The sequence below is a fragment of the Arcticibacter sp. genome (genome assembly GCF_045629565.1).
Lineage (GTDB): Bacteria > Bacteroidota > Bacteroidia > Sphingobacteriales > Sphingobacteriaceae > Arcticibacter.
Genome location: NZ_JAZQRL010000046.1, coordinates 34,048 through 50,453, shown reverse-complemented (window position 1 = coordinate 50,453; position 16,406 = coordinate 34,048). Strand labels below are relative to the sequence as shown.

General features: G+C 44.6%; 16 protein-coding genes and 1 tRNA gene. 6 read left to right on the top strand and 11 right to left on the bottom strand.

Annotated elements, in window-relative coordinates; translation table 11 throughout:
* On the bottom strand, positions 1–824 hold an 824-nt coding region (locus ACKI5J_RS06325; protein WP_407427649.1), incomplete at its 3' end, for an LD-carboxypeptidase.
* A gap of 109 nt (positions 825–933) precedes the next feature.
* Between ACKI5J_RS06325 and metG the strand changes: the two genes are divergently transcribed.
* From metG to ACKI5J_RS06305, 4 genes are all read left to right on the top strand, one after another.
* Complete coding sequence (gene metG, locus ACKI5J_RS06320; RefSeq protein ID WP_407427647.1) at positions 934–3,009, top strand: methionine--tRNA ligase; 2,076 nt, start codon at positions 934–936, stop codon at positions 3,007–3,009.
* Positions 3,010–3,070: 61 nt separating this feature from the next.
* A tRNA-Arg gene (locus ACKI5J_RS06315) sits at positions 3,071–3,142 on the top strand.
* A 313-nt stretch (positions 3,143–3,455) separates the two neighbouring features.
* Entirely contained in the window at positions 3,456–4,163 is a 708-nt protein-coding gene (locus ACKI5J_RS06310) for an SAM-dependent methyltransferase (RefSeq protein ID WP_407427645.1), read from the top strand.
* Positions 4,160–5,758, top strand: coding sequence for an FAD-dependent monooxygenase (locus ACKI5J_RS06305; protein WP_407427643.1), 1,599 nt, complete (start codon positions 4,160–4,162; stop codon positions 5,756–5,758). Before ACKI5J_RS06310 ends, ACKI5J_RS06305 begins: the two co-directional genes overlap by 4 nt.
* Here the strand turns inward: ACKI5J_RS06305 and nadD are convergent.
* The 3 genes from nadD to ACKI5J_RS06290 are packed head-to-tail and all read right to left on the bottom strand — an operon-like array spanning position 5,755 to position 7,789.
* A complete protein-coding gene (nadD, locus tag ACKI5J_RS06300; RefSeq protein WP_407427641.1) occupies positions 5,755–6,327 on the bottom strand; it encodes a nicotinate (nicotinamide) nucleotide adenylyltransferase in 573 nt (190 codons plus the stop codon). The genes ACKI5J_RS06305 and nadD overlap by 4 nt on opposite strands.
* A 3-nt stretch (positions 6,328–6,330) precedes the next feature.
* Entirely contained in the window at positions 6,331–6,900 is a 570-nt protein-coding gene (gmk, locus tag ACKI5J_RS06295) for a guanylate kinase (RefSeq protein WP_407427639.1), read from the bottom strand.
* Positions 6,901–6,925: 25 nt separating this feature from the next.
* The gene (locus ACKI5J_RS06290) at positions 6,926–7,789 is read right to left on the bottom strand and encodes a YicC/YloC family endoribonuclease (protein ID WP_407427651.1); all 864 of its coding nucleotides are present in this window, start codon (positions 7,787–7,789) and stop codon (positions 6,926–6,928) included.
* Positions 7,790–7,905: 116 nt separating this feature from the next.
* Here ACKI5J_RS06290 and ACKI5J_RS06285 point away from each other — a divergent pair, with 116 nt between their 5' ends.
* A complete protein-coding gene (locus ACKI5J_RS06285) occupies positions 7,906–8,640 on the top strand; it encodes a hypothetical protein (protein ID WP_407427637.1) in 735 nt (244 codons plus the stop codon).
* On the opposite strand, the gene ACKI5J_RS06280 is transcribed toward ACKI5J_RS06285, so the two are convergent.
* Together ACKI5J_RS06280 and ACKI5J_RS06275 are read right to left on the bottom strand one after the other, a co-directional pair.
* Entirely contained in the window at positions 8,641–8,835 is a 195-nt protein-coding gene (locus ACKI5J_RS06280) for a DUF6358 family protein (RefSeq protein WP_407427635.1), read from the bottom strand. It lies immediately after the preceding gene.
* Positions 8,836–8,894: 59 nt separating this feature from the next.
* Positions 8,895–9,212 (bottom strand): rhodanese-like domain-containing protein, encoded by a 318-nt coding sequence (locus ACKI5J_RS06275; RefSeq protein WP_407427633.1) that lies wholly within the window; start codon positions 9,210–9,212, stop codon positions 8,895–8,897.
* 143 nt (positions 9,213–9,355) lie between these two features.
* Here ACKI5J_RS06275 and ACKI5J_RS06270 point away from each other — a divergent pair, with 143 nt between their 5' ends.
* Complete coding sequence (locus tag ACKI5J_RS06270) at positions 9,356–10,465, top strand: DUF4407 domain-containing protein (protein WP_407427631.1); 1,110 nt, start codon at positions 9,356–9,358, stop codon at positions 10,463–10,465.
* Here the strand turns inward: ACKI5J_RS06270 and ACKI5J_RS06265 are convergent.
* From ACKI5J_RS06265 to ACKI5J_RS06245, 5 genes are all read right to left on the bottom strand, one after another.
* Positions 10,440–10,934, bottom strand: coding sequence for a GNAT family N-acetyltransferase (locus tag ACKI5J_RS06265; protein WP_407427629.1), 495 nt, complete (start codon positions 10,932–10,934; stop codon positions 10,440–10,442). The genes ACKI5J_RS06270 and ACKI5J_RS06265 overlap by 26 nt on opposite strands.
* Positions 10,935–10,939: 5 nt before the next feature.
* A complete protein-coding gene (locus ACKI5J_RS06260) occupies positions 10,940–11,506 on the bottom strand; it encodes a thiamine pyrophosphokinase (RefSeq protein ID WP_407427627.1) in 567 nt (188 codons plus the stop codon).
* 1 nt (position 11,507) lies between these two features.
* On the bottom strand, positions 11,508–12,143 hold the full coding sequence (locus ACKI5J_RS06255; protein WP_407427625.1) for a thiamine phosphate synthase: 636 nt from the start codon (positions 12,141–12,143) through the stop codon (positions 11,508–11,510).
* Between the two features lie 5 nt (positions 12,144–12,148).
* Entirely contained in the window at positions 12,149–13,804 is a 1,656-nt protein-coding gene (pafA, locus tag ACKI5J_RS06250; protein WP_407427623.1) for an alkaline phosphatase PafA, read from the bottom strand.
* A gap of 114 nt (positions 13,805–13,918) precedes the next feature.
* Positions 13,919–16,369: a TonB-dependent receptor gene (locus ACKI5J_RS06245; protein WP_407427621.1), complete on the bottom strand. Its 2,451-nt coding sequence runs from the start codon at positions 16,367–16,369 to the stop codon at positions 13,919–13,921.
* Positions 16,370–16,406 lie beyond the last annotated feature (37 nt).

The following is a 16,406-nucleotide window of genomic DNA, read 5'->3' as shown; positions in this document are numbered from 1 at the left end:
TTATCGGGAATGTGACCTGCCGGGAAATCAAATGCTACTGGGTAGTCGTATTCCTTTACATGGTTCATAACCATCTCTTGTACGCTTTCTCCAAAAGGAACGGCATTGTCTTTCATATCGGTAAAGCCACCGATGATAAGGCCTTTTAATTCAGACAGCTTGCCGGCTCGCTTCAGCTGCCACAGCATGCGGTCTATGGAATAGAGATATTCCCCTACATCTTCGATGAACAGAATTTTATCACGGAAGCTCATTTCTGATATAGAACCGCTCATCATCACCAGCAGCGTAAGATTACCACCAATGAGTTTGCCGGTTGCTGAGCCGTTGCGGCCTGGTGTTGATGGTTTGTATTGGTAATGGAGTGGTTCGCCAAACAAGGCTCGCCTTAGAGACTCTAAAGAAGGCTTAGTTCCATCCGGGACATTAAGAGGCATCTGGCCGTGGATGGTTTGTACATTGCACGTCGCGTGGATATGGCTGTGCAACACGGTAATGTCGCTAAAGCCGACAATCCATTTAGGTTCGTGTAGGAAGCTGGTGAAATCTAGCCTATCAATAATTCGTATCGTTCCATACCCCCCCCGTGCAGCTATGATGGCTTTCACTGACCGGTCGTCCAGGAAGCGCTGAAAGTCTTTAGTTCTAAGCTCGTCATTCCCGGCAAACTGATGGTGGCTTGCGGTGACGGTATCGCCAAGAATAACTTCCAGTCCCCAGGACTCCAGTAATCTGACAGCGCTTGTTATCTCGCCAGGCAAGCTTTTAGCCGGACAGGTGATTGCGATTTTATCGCCCTTTTTCAGGTATGGAGGAGTGATCATGTAAGTAGAAAAGCCTAATTTACGGGATATATCGGAAATGGTCCTGATATTCTGTAATCTTCAGAAATTTCAACATCTATGAGTATCTTTGCAAAATACACGATAATTAATGTCTGAATTAGATTCCTTTAAGCGATATACGATCACATCTGCTTTGCCCTATGCAAACGGACCTTTACATATAGGACACCTGGCGGGTGCATACATTCCCGCTGATATATTTGTGAGGCACCTACGTCTGAAGAAAAAGGATGTAGTTTATATATGCGGATCGGACGAGCATGGTGCTGCCATTACCATTCGTGCTAAGAAGGAAGGCATTTCTCCTCAGGAGATTATTGATAAATACCACGCTCAAATTAAGGGCAGCTTTGAAGAGTTCGGGATTTCGTTTGATATCTATCACCGTACCTCTTCGCCTGTTCATCATGACCTGTCTCAGGAGTTCTTTTTGAACCTTTACGAAAAGGGTGAATTCATTGAAAAGGAGTCGGAACAATATTATGACGCTGATTTTGATCAGTTTCTCGCAGATAGATACATCACCGGAACATGTCCGAACTGTGGTAGCGATGGTGCTTACGGCGACCAATGCGAGAAGTGCGGAACTTCGTTGAATCCTACTGATTTGGTTAATCCTAAGTCGACCCTTAGCGGTAAGGCTCCTGTTCTACGTACTACCAAGCATTGGTACCTTCCCCTGGATAAGTATCAGCCCTGGTTGGAAGAGTGGTTGCTGGAAGGCAAGAAGAATAAGTGGAAGACGAATGTTTACGGGCAGTGCAGCTCATGGTTGAAGGCTGGCTTGCAGCCGCGTTCCATGACGAGAGACCTGGACTGGGGAATTGATGTTCCTCTGGCGGAAGCGAAGGGTAAGAAGCTGTATGTATGGCTGGACGCCCCTATAGGTTATATCTCGGCTACGAAAGCCTGGGCTGAAAAGGCCGGGAAGGATTGGCAGAAATACTGGAAGAACCAGGAGAATAAGGAGGATAACTCCTGTTTGATCCACTTCATCGGTAAGGATAATATTGTATTCCACTGTATCACCTTCCCTTCTATCCTGCATGCGCATGGTGACTATATTTTGCCTCAGAATGTTCCTGCTAACGAATTCCTGAACCTGGAAGGCGATAAGCTTTCTACTTCAAGGAATCATGCTGTTTGGCTTCACGAGTACCTTGATGAGTTCCCTGGTAAGCAGGATGAGTTGAGATATGTGCTGACGTCTATCTTACCTGAGACGTCTGATAGTGAGTTTACCTGGAAGGATTACCAGGCTCGTATCAATAATGAGCTGGTGGCGATTGCGGGGAACTTTGTGAACAGGGTAATGATCCTGATGCATAAGTACTATGAGGGCAAGGTTAGCGGTATTTCGACTTTTAATGATCCTGAATTGCATGACCTGATCGGCAAGCAGTATGATGAGGTTGAAGAGCATATTGAGACATATAAATTCAGACAGGCGCTGGCTTCTTTGATGGAAGTGGCTCGTCTGGGGAACAGATACCTCACTGAAAAGGAGCCTTGGAAGACCTTTAAGACTGATCCGGAAGCTACAAGGGTTGTTCTCGAAGACTGTTTGTTGATCATTGCGCATTTCGGTGTATTGGCTCAGCCGTTCCTCCCTGCGGCATCTGGTAAGATCTTCACGATGCTAGGTCTTCGTCAGGATTTATTTTCTTATGATGAAAAGATCGGCTTCGAGGCCGGACATCAGTTGGGTAAGCCTGAATTGCTTTTTGAGAAAGTGGAGGATGATGTGATTGAAGCGCAGCTGCAGAAGCTGGCGGACAAGGCACAATCTGTGGCTGACGCGACGGCTGTTGAAGTGGCGACTGTTTCTCCTGCTAAGGAGAATGTTACTTATGAGCAGTTTTCTGCAATGGATATCCGGGTAGGAACGATTCTGACTGCGGAGAAAGTGGCTAAAACTAAGAAGTTGCTGAAACTGACTATAGATACAGGGATAGATACGCGCACGGTTGTTTCCGGAATTGCTGAGTATTTTCAGCCGGAAGCTATAATAGGTAAGCAGGTTAGTATTCTTGTGAACCTGGAGCCAAGGGAGATTAAGGGAATCATGTCTCAGGGAATGATTTTAATGTCTGAAAATTCAGATGGAAAGCTTAATTTTGTCGCTCCATTTGAAAGTACCGCTAATGGCAGTACGATCAGATAAATTTTGAGGTTCGGGTTAGGGATATTCAAATTGAAAACCCTATTTTCGGACTTCAATTTATGGCCCTGTAGTTCAACGGATAGAATAGGCGTTTCCTAAACTCTAGATGTGGGTTCGATTCCCGCCGGGGCTACTAAAATTGCAAAAGAGGCAAATCCAGTCAAAAGGTCTGGTATGCCTCTTTTTTTATTGGTTATAGAATAAACCATTTGCAACCTCATTGGAGTTGCCGAGAATAGAAAGACGATAAACAGCACAAGGTTCTCGTTAAGCAGATGTAGAGTTCATCAAAAGATATTCCTGAACGCGAAGAAGCGATACTCCAAATTGCAAAGGAGTTGAAAATCGTGTGTCATCGCCGCCCTGCTATGGTGGAGGAGATGACTATGTTGATGGAAAGCTTCGGATAGGTAGCTGGTTACAATTAATTTGCTCAAATTTGCAGCATGTCTAAAGGAACGCTCTATTTACTTCCGGTACCTCTGTCTGAAAATTCTGTTGCGCAGACGATTCCTGCCACGCAATCTACTTTAATTAACGCGCTGAAAACCTACATCGTGGAAAATGAGAAAACCGCCAGGCGGTGGTTGAAAGAAATGGGGCTTAAAACACCGCAGAGTGAGTTGAAGCTCTATCCTTATGGCAAACATGCAGAGAAGCACGACTTCAGCATATTTTTCAAAGAGCTTGAAAAGGGGGAAGATGTAGGTTTGATGAGTGAGGCAGGGTGCCCGGCTGTTGCTGATCCAGGCTCTGACATTGTTGCAGAAGCGCACAGGAGGGGTATTCGGGTTGTGCCTTTTGTGGGGCCTAGTTCGATTCTGCTGGCGTTGATGGCTTCCGGCTTTAGCGGTCAGAATTTTAGCTTTCATGGTTATCTACCGATAGATAAGTCTCAGCGGACTAAAAGAATTAAGGAGTTGGAGAATAATTCTGAGAAGTACCGTCAGACTCAGATTTTTATAGAAACGCCTTTTCGTAATAATCAGATCATTGAGGAGATTGTGAGAACGTGTTCTGATAAGACACGCTTATGTGTAGCGGTAAACCTTACGGGACAGGATGAGCGGATTATTTCACTTCCGATAGAACAATGGCGTAAGCAGAAGGTTGACTTCCATAAAATACCAGCCATATTCTTATTGATGAAATGATAAACTTACCGGATCATGCCAGTGTAGTAATTGTTGGGGCCGGACCTTCGGGGCTGATGATGGCTGCTCTATTGTTACGGCAGGGCATCCAACCGGTTATTATTGATTCGAAGAAGGAGCTGACGAAGCAATCCAGGGCTTTGGCGGTGCATGCCAGGTCGTTGGAGATATTGCGGCAGCTTGGTCTGTCTGATCAGTTTCTTAAAGAGGGTACGCGGGTTTCAGGATTTGATTTTTACTTTTTAAATGATGAGCAGCCTGCCAGACTGATCATTGATGGTTCTGATAAAACCCCGTTTCCATTTGTTCTGACGCTCGAGCAGAGTAAGACAGAAAAAAACTTACTGGAATACCTGACGGCACATGCTTGTCCGGTGTATTGGGACAGTAGCCTGGTTCGTGTGGAGCAGTCTGATGAGGGGGTAGTGCTGGAGGTGAGGCAAGGTAAGCTGAGTAAGAGGGTGGGTTGTGACTGGCTGATCGGCGCAGATGGAGCTTCCAGCGCAGTTAGAAAGGCACTTAAAATTAACTTTTCGGGTGGATCTTACATTCATCGGTTCTACCTGGCTGATCTGAACCTCACGATGCCTTATCCTGACACGCAGATCCGGATTATTTCGAAGAACGAAGGATTCAACGCGCTCTTTCCGATAAGCAATAACCTCGTACGCTGTATAGGAATCGTTCCGGCAGCCTTAAAATATCGAACTGATCTCCGCTTTGATGACCTGAAGCCTTACATCACTTTTACTTTAGGCGTTCCTCTGCAAGTGGAGTCATGCAACTGGTTTTCCGTTTACAGCTTGCACCACCGGATGGCGGATCGGTTTAGGTCGAGAAGAGTCTTTTTAATAGGCGATGCTGCCCATGTCCATTCTCCTGTGGGAGGGCAGGGTATGAATACTGGATTCCAAGACGCTTACAACCTTGCCTGGAAGCTTGCCGGTGTAGTTAATAACGAATATGACAAAGGGATCCTCGATTCGTATTCGCTGGAACGAATGCCTGTAGCCCGTGGTCTGCTAAAGACAACTGACCGGCTGTTTTCTGTGATTGTTACCGACAATTTTCTGATTAAGCGGATCAGAAAATGGGTGGTGCCAATTCTGCTGCAGCGTATGGCAGGCATGAGGGATTTCAAAGGCGAGCTGTTTAAACGAATTTCCCAAATAGGCATCAGTTACCGGAAAAGTTCATTATCTGTTCATCATTCTGCTTCCATCGCTATAAAAGCAGGCGATCGTTTACCTTTTATGCGAGTGTATGATGAAAAGCTGAAAGTAGACACTGATCTTCATCAATGGTGTTCAAAGGGAGGTTTTACCTTGCTTGTTCTTGGGGAGCTGAGCCCTATGACGGTTTCCGGGCTGGCTAAATGGATCAAATCTACTTATCCTTTTGCGCTGAACTTCTTCTATATGCCGCCCTCAGACAGGAACAAGGCCATCTTTGAAGCTTTTGAGCTCAACAGCGACAAAGCAAAGAGAGCGGTTGTGATTAGGCCGGATCTTCATATTGGATACATTAACGACATTGTGGACGCGGAGTTGATCGATGGGTATCTGAAGCAGGTAATTGGATGGCGTAAAGCTTAGCCGTAGAGGTTCTTTGATTCTATAAAACGTATTACAGGCTCGGGTACCATGTATCTGACGCTCTTGCCGGCCTTTATTGCACGTCTGATAAAGGTTGAAGAGAGTTCCATCATGGGGGTGTTGGTGATCGTCACCGAGGGATGATGCATCAGTTCCGCGTCATTGTGACCGGAGCGAGGGTAGACTACGATTTTATAGTCTCTTAACAGGATTTCGTAATTCTTCCATTTCTTCAGCGAGGTAAGATTGTCTGCGCCCATGATCAGGGAGAAGTTATGTTCGGGGTACCTCTCCTTTAGATGTGTTAGCGTGTCTATTGTGTATGATGGCTGAGGTAGCTTGAACTCAGCATCGCTGACGGTGATGTTTAATGAATCTTCGACTGCCAGACGGGTCATTTCCAGTCGGTCATACATGTTGATGAGCGTATTTTTATCCTTTAATGGATTGTGCGGAGAAACCATTAGCCATACCTTATCCAGATCGGTGTAGTTGGCCATGTGGTTAGCAATAATGAGATGACCGACGTGTACAGGGTTGAAGGAACCGAAGAACAGACCGATGTTCATAGTTTACTTTGCTAAGAAGTCACTGATTAATTTTTCTGCGTCTGCACAGGCTGTCTCAAGATCGTAATTGGGAAGGATTACGTCAAAGCGTGATGCGTAGGTTAACTCCTTACCTGCCTTGGCAAAACGCTCTTTAAGCTTGTCGTCGCTGTCTGTGCCTCTGCCGGTAAGTCGTTCAATAAGTACTTCCAATGATGGCGGCTGCACAAATATGGCTAGTGCTTTATCGCCGAATTTCTTTTTAAGCCTGAGGCCACCTTCAACATCAATGTCAAACACCACACACTTCCCCTGGTTCCAGATGCGTTCAATCTCTGAATTAAGCGTTCCGTAGAAAGTTCCTGAATATACTTCTTCAAATTCGGCAAATTCATGTTTTGCGACCCTGTGCAGGAATTCTTCCTTACTGATGAAGTAGTAATCTTTTTCGTGCGTTTCTTTTCCTCTGGATTCGCGTGTAGTTGCGGAGATGGAGAACTCCAGCTGCGGAAAGCGCTTTAGGAGATGGTGTACTATAGTTGTTTTTCCAGCACCTGAGGGAGCTGAGAAGATGACAAGTTTGCCTTCGGACATTGTTTATTGATGTTATATATTAAAATTAAAGAACATTCAAGAGTTGTTCTTTAGCCTTTTCGAGCTCTTCTTTCATTCCAACGACGATCTGCTGGATTTGTGCATCATTTGCTTTAGATCCCATTGTGTTGATTTCACGCCCTATCTCCTGCGAAATAAATCCAAGCTTCTTACCGTTGGCATCGTTTGATTTCAATGCTTCAATAAAGTAGTCGCAATGGCTTCTTAGACGTATCTTTTCTTCGGTGATGTCCAGTTTATCTATGTAAAAGATCAGCTCCTGTTCAAACCTGTTGGAATCGGTATTTTCCTTTCCTACAAATTCTTCCAGCAGTTGTGAGATCCTTTCTCTGATGGCCGGGATGCGCTTAGGGTCTTGCTCTTCTACCAGCTTCAGGGCATTGAGAATGTTTTTTATCCTTAGCTCCAGGTCCTGCAGCAGCACGCGACCTTCGTCTTTTCTGAATGTCTGGAAGTTGTTCATGGCCTCGGCAAATGTTTGCTGAAGTTGTATCCATTCTTGCTCCGAAATCAGATCTTCTTCATACTTAATTACCTCGGGAAAGGTAAGGGCAAGTTGCAGAAGGTTGTTTGCGTTATCATTCAGCGTATTCGCGGCCTGCTTAAGCTGGTTATAATAAAGAGTGAGTAGTTCCTGATCGATAGTAGCCGCCTTCTTCTCGTTGGAAGCGTATTCTACAGTCACCGTAATGTTTACTTTTCCGCGTTCGATCTGCTTGGAGCAGTCATTACGAAGGATGAGTTCCTTATCTGAAAATGCTTTGGGAAGCTTCAGTGCTAACTCAAGAAATTTACTGTTAAGTGATTTGATCTCGACAGTATATTTGGTATTAGCAAAATCATTAGAGGCTATACCATAGCCGGTCATTGACTTAATCATCAACAAAGATACTAATCTCATAGAACTATTCTAAGTATCGCGCCGTTATATGAGGGGATTTAAGGACGTGGGACCGGAATATTAACCTATTTTTGTAATACTTTATGGGAAACTATCGCATTTTAGCTGTTGTTATGGCATTGGCCACACTATTTTTGGGTGGACAGGCTTTTACGCAGACTATCAAGACCCAGCAGGGTGCTGTGCTGAAGCGTGGTACTAATCTCCGCATCAGCGGCGCATATATTAAAAATAAAAGGAGTCAGTTTTCTGTAGCTACAAATGAAATGGGGATTTTCAGCATCCTTGCTTCACGGGGAGATACATTGGAAGTGTCTGCCATGGGCTATATGTCATATCCGCTAATTGTATCAGACTTTAAGGATGAGATTGTGTACTTGCAGGAGATAACCAGATTGGAAGAGGTGGTGGTGACAGGCAAGTCTTTGGAATCTGATTTGAATGAAATCAGGGACGCCTACAAAAGTAAGGGATCTTACTTCGGAGGAAAACCGCCGGTACTTGCTTATATATTCAGTCCGCTTTCGGCACTTGGAGATCGGTTTGGTAAAACCGGCAAAAGGGCCAGGAGATTCAATGAGTTTGCGAATCAGGAGTTGGAGTATCAGGAGGTAGCCAGGAGATTTAACGATTTGTCGATAAAGAATGCAGTTCCTGAAATAAAGCAGGAGGAGCTTCAGGACTTCAAAGCAGCGTATCTCCCTGGCGTAGAACAGCTACGCTCGTGGAATGAATACGATCTTGTGGTTTATATAAGGAAATCGTACAAGGAGTTTAAGGCAAAAGAAAGGGTGCCAGCGCAAAAGCTGAAACCCTAGTTATTTCTTTTTCTCTTTAAAGAGCGCTTTAACTTCTTTCCTTAGCTGAATTTTTAAGAAAATGACAAAAGCGATTATGACTGTAGACCCAAGAGTTACAGCGTATTGCTCATGCTTTATGCTCCAGAATAGACAGAGGACCATAACCATAAGCGCAATATTATAAAGGATATTCAGGAGGATTTTTTTTCCCATGAGGACTTGAAGCGATTAACGCACAGGTGCATCTGTGGCACATGTGTGATGTATGGTGATTAATAAACTTGAATTGACGGATCTATCTTCTCTTTCCAGGCAAGGATGCCACCTTCCAGATTGTAGAGGTTCTCATAGCCAAGCTGTTGCTCAAGCTGCATGATGGCAGCGGCACTACGCTTTCCGCTTCTGCACTGTACGATGACAGGCTTGTCTGTAGCAATCTTATCTGATTCAATGATGATACCTGACAAAGGGATGTTTTCGCCATTTAAATGAGATACTTCGTATTCAAAAGGTTCGCGAACGTCGATCAGCTGAAAGTCTTCAGCGTTATCTATCATTTTTTTTAGTTCTTCAACTGTTATTTCTTTCATGACAAAACGTTTATTGAATCAAAGATAGGAATTAAGATTGAAGCTTCCGGGTAATGCGGGTATCAAAGCTTTTGGAAGGATTTTTTTACATTTTTCTGTAACAACTACGGGGTGCCGATGTTCTAAAAGGGTAAAAATAAGGGATGGATAGTGTCAGTAGATTTTTTTGGTTCTGCTCTGGGGTTCATGCAGATACGCTGAAGAACTTTCCTACGGAGCACAACAAATACGTTGGTATTGGTGCAACGATTTTTTTTACCGCTCTTTTCGCTACTCTCTCCGGTGGGTATGCGATGTATTTTGTCTTTTCCGGTGATGATTTTGCTATTTTCTTTGCTATTCTGTTTGGGCTGATCTGGGGTCTCGCAATCTTTAATATGGATAGGTATATCGTTTCGAGCATCAGTAAGAATGCATCTGTCAATAAACAGATTCTTCAGGCGACTCCGCGGATTCTGCTTGCCATAATGATCGGTATTGTGATTTCCAGGCCTCTGGAACTCAAGATATTTAATAAGGAGATTCGTGAGAAGCTTAAACTCTCCTATCTGAACGGCCAACGTTCAAAGATTGACACGTTGAACAGCACCTTTCAAAATAAATACGGGACGGAGCTGGGTAAATTGAAGGACCTTACTGCTGAACGGGATTCTCTTCAGGCGGATATCACCCGATCACGTTATCAATTGAATCAGGAGATATTTGGTGATAAAACGAATCAGACATCGGGAAAAGTTGGATACGGTACTTATGCCAAGCAAAAAGAGGAGGTTCTGAACCAAAAGGTTGCTCGCTTAGACGCAGTCAGAGGTGAGATTTCTGCGATGGAGGGGTTCGTGCGCGAGAGAAGGGATCAGGACGGGCTAACGAGTCAACGGCTTTTTAGCAACAAACAGCTTGATAGTCTTGCTAATGTTGCGGGTTTTGCGGACAGGAACTGGGCTTTGGGTCAGTTAAGCTTTAAAGCCGATGGAAGCAGAGACCTGGGGACCTATCTGGCAGTTGCATTCATCGGCTTATTATTCATATTATTTGAGTGTCTTCCGGTTTTTGTGAAGCTAATGAGCGATAAAGGCCCCTACGATATTGCTCTTCAAAACACGGAAGAAGCGGCTATTCATGGGTCTTTTAAAAACAGAGATTTCGAAATGACCGTTACGGATGCTGTTCAGGATACACGGATTGATGCGGAGACGGAAAAGCGGAAGCGAATGATACTGCGTGAGGCTAACTCAGATGTTTTTGAAGAATAAAATCATTCATCCAGTATTGATAATAAGGTATATCTTCTTTTTTGAAAATATCGAATCCTACTTTCTTATAGAAGTGTAACGCTTTGTTGTATCGGTTAACATTCAACTCTAAGACACGTGTTCCAAGATTCCTCGCTATTTGTTCGATGTGATGAATAATAAATTTGCCTGTGCCCTTGCCTTGTTCTGAAGGATGTACATACAATTTGTGAATACTTAGCTTATCAGTTTCTTCTTTGCAGGAGTAGCCCGCAAAGGCAACTTTTTTAGTATCCCTTTCAACGAGGAGAAATTCGGTGCCGATAGCCTGCTGCTCTTTTAGTGCCTCTATTGAGTACATGTTGTCGAGCATGAATCTTATCTGTTCGCTTTTAAGTATACCGCTGTAGGTAGGCCACCAAATTTCTTCGGCCAATTGATGTACTGCCGGTAGGTCTTCTGGTAATGCCGGCCTTATTGTCAAGCTCATAATCGTCAGAGATTTTCGGCTACAAAGATAAAAGGCTCTTGAAAACGAAGCGAATAAAAGCCATCTGATTGCGTGGTAAATGCATGCGATGAGCTTTGATTCAAACCTGTATGAATGAGGTTTGTTGCATCAGAAAGGATCTCGATATCTTCGGCTGCAGCTTTCCACTTACTGAATCCGGAGCGAACCATGAAGATTCTCTGTTTGACGGTGAGGATAACGATATTGACATGCTCGCAATAGGGAAGATAGTCGCTGATAACGGGCTTACTGGTTATTATGTTGACAGCCGGGTATTTTTCCTGGATCAGATAATCAAGGGCATTCTTGATTGCATGTTCTTCTGACGGGATAACACGGGTTCTCGGCTGGAGTGAATGGTCGTTGGGTGTACCAACGATGAAATCCACCTTTATTCCAAGCGAGTCAGCAATGTCGTAAGCGTTTTCCTCAACAATAACGGTAGGACTCCATTCCAACAGCTGTCCGAGGTTTTCAGGATGGAAGCCTTCTAAGTCAACAATCAATAATGCCGGCTCCTGCTTTTCTCTTACAATATGATGAGACGACATATCAATAGAGTTTTCTGTATATCTCCTTGAATGCGGATGTCGGGGCTTCTGACTTATTGATAGCGGCAGAAACGGCCACTCCGTAAACGCCGGTATCGATCAGTGCTTCGATATCGGCTGCCGTAATGCCACCTACTGCAAGAACTGGTATTTTGATTTGCAGGTTGTCCATTTCTGCCTTTATCGTTTTATATCCTTCCACCCCGAGGGTTGGGTAGTCGTTTGGCTTCGTGAGTGTGACAGCAAAGGGTCCGCAGCCGATGTAATCCACCACTCCGCTTGCTGCTATGCGTTTAATATCATCAAGGGTGTTTGCTGAAGCTCCTAATGTCTTATCAGGACCGATTTCGTTCCTAATGGAGGTATAATCTGCAGACATGTCTTCGATATGTACTCCCTGGATATCGGCTTTGGAAAGTAACGAGGTGTGATCTGTGATGATCAGGGTAGTGCCCCAATCATCACATACTTCAGCGATGCGATTTATTTCATCCAGGTGCTGCTCCTCAGTCTTTGAAAAACAACGATACTGGATCCAATTGGCACCCGACTCACAGGCCGTGATTGCCTGTTCCAGATGGGACCTATGTGGAAGATCTTGAGTAAGGTAGTGAAACCTGGAAATATACTTTTGCATAGATTCTAGTGTACTTCGTTGAGCAGCGCTTCTGTGACAGGCTTTCCTATGTTCCCATTGGGTGCCTGAATTCGTAAAAGTGCTGATATAGTTGGTGCAATGTCGGTCATCCCGGTTGGTCTGCTTGTGCTGCCATGTTTAACTCCCCAGCCCATCAATACGAATGGGATATGCGTATCGTAAGGGTTCCATGTTCCATGTGTCGTTCCTGTGCTGCTGCCACTGTAGTATCCGGGCTTTAATATGATCTGGACGGCTCCACTTCTTTCTCTATTGTATCCGTTTATGATTTTTTCTTTCAACCCCTGAGGAATGCTCGCCTGGCTGGCAGCTTCCATGTCGACGACATAGGCAATATCCGCCCTCTTTTGAAGGTGCTTGATGCAGGCTTTTCTGATCGCTTCTTCATCAAGTTTATTCTTTTCAATGAGGGAATTATTAAGGCTTACCTGATAATTCATAAGGCTTAAAACCAATTTCTCCTGTTTAAATTCCTGAGCCAGGTAAGCGTTTAATTCCTTCGTAACTGTGCTCGTAGGAAAGAGGCCCGAGGGAATGTTATGCGATGTCAGGAAATTAGGGTTATGCGCTGCTCCGTGATCCGCAGAGATGAAAACGGTATATGCTCCTTTGCCTACCTTGCTGTCCAGATAGCTGAAAAAAGCAGATAGATCACGGTCCAGGCGGAGGTATGTATCTTCTGCCTCTATAGAATTCGGTCCGAACCTATGCCCGATGTAGTCTGTTGATGAAAGGCTCACCGCAAGGAAGTCGGTTATATCTCTTTGACCCATTTTTTCATTCTCGATTGCTGCCCTGGCCATATCCAGAGTGATGGTATTGCCTTGAGGTGTTGTTCTCAGGATGCTAAAGTCTTTGCCATACATACCGGATGTTTCATGTGGAAAGACAGGTGCTGTTGTTCCACTGAACTTAGCTTCGAAACGGCTGTCGTCTTTTTCACTCTGCAAGTAAGTGTCGAGCGGGAACAAGGTTTTCCAGTTTTGGTCTAGATATTTCTTTGGCAACTTCAGGTTATTGAAGGTATTGACCCACTGAGGTAACTCATTCATGTAGTAGGTACTGGTAATCCAGTTTCCGGTTTCATCGTCAAACCAATAGGCTGCATCCGCACTATGTCCGGCTGGCAAAATTCCCCCACGGTCCTTGATTGCAATCCCTATTACTTTGGAACGGAAGTTAGTAGCCAGTTTCAGTTCATCAGTGATGGTGCTGCTCAGCAGGTTCCTTGGCGACATCTCCCCGGCAGTAGAAGGGCTCCCAACGGTCTTTGAAGCGGTATCTTCTGTGCAGTACATTGACTTTCCGGTCGACTGGATGATGAAGTCATTTCCGGCGATACCATGGATAGATGGGACAGATCCGGTATAAATTGTTGAATGCCCTATGGCGGTTACAGTAGGTACATAATCGATATTGGTGTTTTCAGCAGTAAAGCCCTCGTTCAGCAGGCGCTTAAAACCACCCTCTGTATAGCGGTCCTGATAGCGGTAGAGATAGTCCCATCGCATTTGATCTATCACTATGCCCACCACAAGTTTCGGTCTGGGTGTTGATTGTGAAGATGTGGATTTTTTTTGTGCGGATGCATTAAGGGCAAGCAGTAGAAGTGCTGCCTGTAGTACGTATCGTAGATTCATTTTTTTAAAATGTATGTACTCAAATATCGCAATTGAAAATCAAAATGCGATTGATTATAATAAAACAAGCTCCGGCACCAGATGACACCAGAGCTTGCCAAAAAGAATACGCCCTTAGAATTTCAAACTAGCCGATAGCAGGAAGTTTCTCGTTGCTTGTGGGAAATAGGCATTGCTGGTGGAAAGTTCATTTCCAACGATGTAGCTGTACGTAAATCCGTTGGATTCATAGAGTTCACTGAATACGTTGTTTACCAGAAGTGAAATTCCCAGGTTTTTGATTCTTCCTGCGGATGTATTATAGCGTAATCGAATGTCGTTAACAAAAAACGCGTCTAATGAACGGTTGTCGTTAGATGTGTTATCCATATACTGTTTGCTTACATACTTACTAAGTAAGGCGACCTCTGCGTTTTTAAGCGGACGATAAGCTAATTCACTGGAGCCAACGAATGAGGGTGAAAAGGAGATGTCCGTATTGTTGTGTGTAAAGCTTGTCTGATCCCCGGAATCCCAATTATCGACGAACTCTGTGAAGCTGTCAATTTTGTTACGGCTGAGGTTAGCTGTCAGTCCCCAGGTCAGATTTCTGCTGATCAGCCATTGTGCGTCCGCTTCTAAACCAAGTCTGTAACTATCAGGCACATTTTGACGAAGTGCTTCTCCATCATCATTTACTTTGCCTGTTAGCACAAGCTGGTCTTTATAGATCATCCAGTATCCATTTATTCCCGTCCGGAAAGATGAGCTGTTAAACCTGTACCCTGCCTCAATGTCTTTAAGATTTTCTCTTAAGGGACGTCCGCCCGGCATATTGATATAGTCGTCGCGGTTCGGTTCTTTATTAGCAACCGCAAAAGATGCGTAGACATTACTGGCGTTGTTGAGCTTATAGGTAATTCCTGCCTTAGGATTGAAAAAGTTTAGCTGGTCATTTATGTCCAGGTTATTTAAGTTCTTGTCGGTTCCGTCTATCTTATAGCCCGTGCGACGATACTGTAGATCACCGTATAAGAGGAAATCGTCAATCTGGTATTCGGCCTTTCCATAGATGTTAAAGTCTGTTTTGAAGCCGTTACCCTGGTAGTAACGATCACCAGGCTCTGCGGTAGAGCTGTTTCTGGCCCAGATGATCTCACCGAAATGATCACCGTCATACTCATTATAAGCACCTCCGAGTGTAAGATTCAGGTCGCTCGAAGGAGTATAATTTAAAGAGTAAGTCAAACCATAAAAATGGTTATCCAGCCAGCGGCGTCTTACCAGGTCGGTTCTTTTTAGGGTATCGGTACCTGTAATGATGTTCGGAAGTCCATAGCTTCCAAATTTCGCGGCATTCTTGTACTCTTCAAAATAGCCGCTTCCATAGGTGTAGTGCAGGCCAGTATTAAGGGATAGTTTGCTGCTGAAGGTATGAGTATAGAAAGCCTGGTAATGATCTTGCTTGTAATTATCGGTTTGATCTTTGTATAGGAAGGAGTTGTAGGTTCGCTTGTTTGATCCGAAGAGATTAGATGAATCTGCAGGTGTGAAAAAATACACCCCCTTGTTGTTCTGGTAGTAGTTGTTAAGATCTTCAGCGGAACCTCTGAGTTTTGCCTCAGGTACACCGTTCCACGCCTGGTAGGTCTCCTCCTGTCCTGAAAATACATTTACTCTCAGTATATCCTTCTTGCCATAGTAAGCACCAGACAGGAAATAGGATTTAAGATCGGAGGCCCCCCTGTCAATGTAGCCGTCAGACTTGATTCTGGACAGCCGTCCGTCAAAGGTGAACTTGCCGTTCAGTAAGCCAGTCCCAATGTTTACAGTGTTCTTCCAGGTATTATATGATCCGAAGGTGTTATTGAGCTCGGCGTAGGCAGAATCGCGGCGTGTTGTAGTTTGGATATTCAAACTTCCGCCAAACGCTCCAGCTCCGTTGGTGGAGGTCCCTACCCCCCTTTGTATCTGGATATTATCAACGGATGAAGCAAAGTCGGGTATATTGACGAAGAAGGATCCCTGACTTTCCGGGTTGTTTAAGGGAATTCCGTTTAATGTAACATTTATCCGGGTTGCGTCGCTACCCCGGATTCGTAGCCCTGTGTATCCAACACCGGTTCCGGCATCTGAGGAAACAACAACAGAAGGCGTCTGATTTAGAAGATAAGGGAGATCCTGTCCCTGGTTGTATTTACCGAGTTCTTCTTTATTGAGATTCCGATAGGTTGTAGCCGAGCTCTCTGTAGCTCTTGTAGAGCGCACGATGACCTCGTCGGTGAGGATATTCATGGGAGATAATGCAGCATTGTAAACCCTGTCTCCGGAGATATTAATAGTGGTTGACATCTCCTCGAAGCCAATGAACCGAAATGATATACGATAAGTTCCGGCCGGGAGGTCTTGAACTGCGAACTCTCCTGAGGTGTTGCTTCTGCCAATGCGGTCACCGACAGTAATACTTGCACCTGCGAGGGCGCGTTGTGTCGCCTTGTCGGTTACTTTTCCCCTGATCGAAAATTGAGCCCATGCCAAAGAAGGCAGGATGAGTGCCATAAGGGCAACTAAGTAAATTTTTTTCAAAATGTGTTTAATTAAATGAATGCGTAACGGGGCTATA

Bases quoted from the DNA above. Each gene is read 5' to 3' on its own strand.
- ACKI5J_RS06305 (WP_407427643.1), top strand. From the start codon at position 4,160: ATGATAAACTTACCGGATCATGCCAGTGTAGTAATTGTTGGGGCCGGA.
- ACKI5J_RS06290 (WP_407427651.1), bottom strand. From the start codon at position 7,789: ATGACCGGCTATGGTATAGCCTCTAATGATTTTGCTAATACCAAATAT.
- ACKI5J_RS06265 (WP_407427629.1), bottom strand. From the start codon at position 10,934: ATGAGCTTGACAATAAGGCCGGCATTACCAGAAGACCTACCGGCAGTA.
- ACKI5J_RS06260 (WP_407427627.1), bottom strand. From the start codon at position 11,506: ATGTCGTCTCATCATATTGTAAGAGAAAAGCAGGAGCCGGCATTATTG.
- pafA (WP_407427623.1), bottom strand. From the start codon at position 13,804: ATGAATCTACGATACGTACTACAGGCAGCACTTCTACTGCTTGCCCTT.
- metG (WP_407427647.1), top strand. From the start codon at position 934: ATGTCTGAATTAGATTCCTTTAAGCGATATACGATCACATCTGCTTTG.
- ACKI5J_RS06275 (WP_407427633.1), bottom strand. From the start codon at position 9,212: ATGAAAGAAATAACAGTTGAAGAACTAAAAAAAATGATAGATAACGCT.
- ACKI5J_RS06285 (WP_407427637.1), top strand. From the start codon at position 7,906: ATGGGAAACTATCGCATTTTAGCTGTTGTTATGGCATTGGCCACACTA.
- ACKI5J_RS06270 (WP_407427631.1), top strand. From the start codon at position 9,356: ATGGATAGTGTCAGTAGATTTTTTTGGTTCTGCTCTGGGGTTCATGCA.
- ACKI5J_RS06255 (WP_407427625.1), bottom strand. From the start codon at position 12,143: ATGCAAAAGTATATTTCCAGGTTTCACTACCTTACTCAAGATCTTCCA.
- nadD (WP_407427641.1), bottom strand. From the start codon at position 6,327: ATGAACATCGGTCTGTTCTTCGGTTCCTTCAACCCTGTACACGTCGGT.
- gmk (WP_407427639.1), bottom strand. From the start codon at position 6,900: ATGTCCGAAGGCAAACTTGTCATCTTCTCAGCTCCCTCAGGTGCTGGA.
- ACKI5J_RS06310 (WP_407427645.1), top strand. From the start codon at position 3,456: ATGTCTAAAGGAACGCTCTATTTACTTCCGGTACCTCTGTCTGAAAAT.
- ACKI5J_RS06280 (WP_407427635.1), bottom strand. From the start codon at position 8,835: ATGGGAAAAAAAATCCTCCTGAATATCCTTTATAATATTGCGCTTATG.